3 protein-coding genes and 1 other RNA gene are annotated in these 3,438 nt (G+C 44.4%); 1 reads left to right on the top strand and 3 read right to left on the bottom strand.

Annotated elements, in window-relative coordinates:
- Positions 1-137: a transfer-messenger RNA gene (ssrA, locus tag RMO55_RS16230) on the bottom strand; the annotation flags it as partial.
- Positions 138-297: 160 nt separating this feature from the next.
- Between ssrA and RMO55_RS16225 the strand changes: the two genes are divergently transcribed.
- The gene (locus tag RMO55_RS16225) at positions 298-1,569 is read left to right on the top strand and encodes a lipid-A-disaccharide synthase-related protein (RefSeq protein ID WP_310428115.1); all 1,272 of its coding nucleotides are present in this window, start codon (positions 298-300) and stop codon (positions 1,567-1,569) included.
- 4 nt (positions 1,570-1,573) lie between these two features.
- Here the strand turns inward: RMO55_RS16225 and cas2 are convergent, their stop codons facing one another.
- Together cas2 and cas1 are read right to left on the bottom strand one after the other, a co-directional pair.
- Positions 1,574-1,861 carry a CRISPR-associated endonuclease Cas2 gene (gene cas2, locus RMO55_RS16220; RefSeq protein ID WP_310428113.1) on the bottom strand — a complete coding sequence of 96 codons (288 nt, stop codon included), beginning with the start codon at positions 1,859-1,861 and terminating at the stop codon, positions 1,574-1,576.
- Positions 1,862-2,015: 154 nt separating this feature from the next.
- On the bottom strand, positions 2,016-3,438 hold a 1,423-nt coding region (gene cas1 / locus RMO55_RS16215; protein WP_310428112.1), incomplete at its 5' end, for a type I-MYXAN CRISPR-associated endonuclease Cas1.

Raw genomic sequence — 3,438 nt, 5'->3', positions numbered from 1 at the left:
AGGAGCGGCTTTACGAGCGAAAGGTACAATGTTGTTTGCATCTATATTTATTTGAGCCGATATTAACGAGAGTAGACTCCCTCTCGACCTGTATCACAGTGCAGCTTTCGCCAACACGTCGAAACCTTTACAGCCCCAAGTCTCTTAATTATATATTATTTTTTGGGATTTAGGGAGGGAGGGAAGAGGGGATAGGGGATAGGGAATAGTAATGAATCTGCGGATGCTTGCGTCCAAAATCCTTGACCCTTTACCCTATCCCCTATCCCCTATCATCTATCCTCTATCCACTAATTTATGAAACTCCTCTGTATCAGCAACGGACATGGTGAAGATGCAATTGCGTTACCCGTGCTCCAAGAATTGCGAAAACTACCAAAACCACCAGAAATAGTCACATTACCGATCGTGGGGGTGGGGAAGGCGTATAGTAGTGATGATTTCTCGATCGTCGGAAATGTTCAAACGATGCCGTCGGGGGGATTTTTGAACCAGGACAATCGCCAATTGGTGCGAGATCTTCGGGGCGGATTGGCGGGATTGACGATCGATCAAATGCGGACGGTGCGAAATTGGTCAAAATCTGGTGGTAAAATTCTGGCGGTGGGCGATATTGTGCCGTTATTATTTGCGTGGTTGAGTGGGGCTGATTATGCCTTTATCGGTACGGCGAAATCGGAATATTATATTCGGGATAGTCAGGGAAATATTTTAGCATCCCAGCGGGATTCGATCGAGGTTAAAACCGGATCTTATTATTTTCCCTGGGAACGTTGGTTATTGAGTCGAAGTAGATGTAAAGCGGTGTTCCCTCGCGATAAATTAACCGCCGAAATTCTCCAACAACATGGGATTCCAGCTTTCGATTTGGGAAATCCGATGACGGATGGAGTCTCGACAGATCCAAATACACCGATATTTTATCAACCTCAGTCAGCCAAACACGAGTTAGCCCGCCCCCTAATTGTCACTCTACTTCCTGGTTCTCGTCCGCCGGAAGCTTATGCAAATTGGGCGAAAATACTTATTGCTGTAAATAGCCTAATTCCACTCTTTAAACAGCGAGAAATTATCTATTTGGCTGCAATTACTCCCACACTAGATTTAGATGTCTTACAGGGCAATTTGGGTGAGTTAGGTTGGGTGCAGGTGGTTAATCCTGACAGCGATTTAACTAATCTTATTCCTGATAGGATGGCGATTTATTATCGACGAGATCATGCGACGATCGTCATTAGTACTCAAGCGTATCCACAGTGTATGCAAAAAGGGGACTGTGCGATCGCGATGGCGGGTACAGCAACGGAACAATTTATCGGTTTGGGTAAGCCTGCATTTACGATTCCTGGTGCTGGTCCTCAGTTTACCCCAGGTTTTGCCGAAGCTCAAACTCGACTATTGGGTGAGTCGGTGATTTTGGTACCTCAACCCCAGGATGTGGGGGTAGAGATGCAGAGATTATTACAGCAACCAGATCGATTACAATCGATCGCGCGGAATGGATTATTACGCATGGGTACTCCTGGTGCAGCCAAAAGAATTGCGGAATGTTTAGTAGAGAGGATCTAGGAAACTAACCAATTACTCGAAATCGATCGATTGTTGGTATCCAGACATTTTTGCGATTATATTGAGGAATTCGACATTGACATCGATCGCACATCCCAATTAATAGTAAATTGTCTTCTGCGGTGAGAATTTGTTCTAATTCCCACCGCAGTTTTTCGCGTTCTTTTTGAGATAAGCGACAGCGAAAAATCGATAATTGCATCGATTCGCCATAGGCTTTTAATAGTTTATGTGCTTTGCGCCAGCGTTTAGGACAGCGAATATCGTAGCAGATTAGATACCAGTTTTTCATTGGATTGGTGGATAGTGGATGGTGAATAGTTGTAGGGTGGGCACTGCCCACCATCTAGGTTTTAAGTACTTTCTAGCCAATAAATATTCGCATTTAGCTACTTAATCGAACGCCAATTTTCTAAATTAGAAAATTAAACATCTAGTTTTAATTTTCATCGCAAGGTTAACTTACCAAATAATCCAGATTCGCCAGACCATTCTTTTTCTAGCAATCTTACTTCTAGTTCTAATAAGCGACTATAGGAAAGAGAATAACCGATCACTGGATGCTTCCAGGTTTCTGATTTGCGCTGTTCGTAGATCTCGACAAACTTTTTTCGACCACTATTACTGAGCCACACTTGATTTATTTCTGGTGTTTTACCATTGGTTTTGGTGACTCTTACGCCCCGAATTTCAAAATCTGCTTCAATATCCCACTGTTGACGATTGATGGAATTGACGATCGACATATCCACTAATGGAACCCGAAAGATCTCCATTAAATCTAGAGCCAGTGGTGATGCTTGAGTGCGGGGTTGATGATAAAATCCCAAGGCTGGCTCTAAACCGACTGAGAGAATAGCATTCATCACATCTTTGAGTAGGAGCGCGTAACCAAACCCTAATAAAGCATTGAATCGATCCTTGGGTGGGCGACGATTGCGATGATTGAACCTTAATTCGATCGGCGTATTTTCTAGCTGAATTAATGGAATTGAATCAAAATAAATTCGGGCGATATTTCCTTCAAAGCCTAATAGTGATTCTAGCGAAGATACTCGATCGATCCGATCGATTAGAATTTTAATTTGTTGAATAGCCTTGGTTAATTCCTCCTTGTGCTGGGATTTGCCACGCTTACCCCGCATCAATAATTGTCTTTGACTTTGTGCTCGACAGGTGACGAGCTTTTTTGCTAAAGCTAAACAAGATTCGGGATTAGTTAGGGCTTGATATTGTCTAATTCGTCGCTGAATACTACCATTGCGCGGATCGAAACTCCCCAGATATCTACCACCACCCGAAACGAAATGGACACCAATCTCTTTGTCTGCACAAAAATGTAAAGCTTGAGTAGAAATTTGAGAGAAACTATGCAATACTAGCTGTCCGACTTGTTGGGCGGGAACAGTAATAATAGGATCTTTTTTAGGCGTGATTTTAATCTGTTCGCCAGTTTTTCCCACCCGCGTACCAGGTTCGAGAATGTGTAAGATTTGGCGGGTATCATCTTCAGGAAATAGGCGGATGGGTTGCCAAGATTTGTCATGGGCGAGTCTGGCTTCTTCTGGTAGACAGACAGGGGCGAGGGAGCAAGCCGCACACAAGCGTTCGTTGTCGGTGACTGGGGGGCGGTGAGTGGAGAGTTGCAGTGTTCGCGCTTGGCTAATCGCCGCCATTACCATCGCTTTACCTTCATCGTCTAGGGGTACCCGCACGAGGACGTTATCGGCGTGATAGCGGATTCTACCTTCGGGAATCGGGATACCCAGAGTGAGTTCTAGTAGGTAGGTGTAGCAAAGGATCTGGAGTTTGTCGCTTTCCCATGCTTGGGGTTTGTCATTTTCATCGCGACGACTGCGCCCCCGTTTG

Source organism: Chamaesiphon sp. VAR_48_metabat_135_sub (assembly GCF_031418915.1).
GTDB lineage: Bacteria > Cyanobacteriota > Cyanobacteriia > Cyanobacteriales > Chamaesiphonaceae > Chamaesiphon.
The sequence above is the reverse complement of the archived record's forward strand: the minus strand, read 5'-3'. Positions and strand labels throughout refer to the sequence as shown.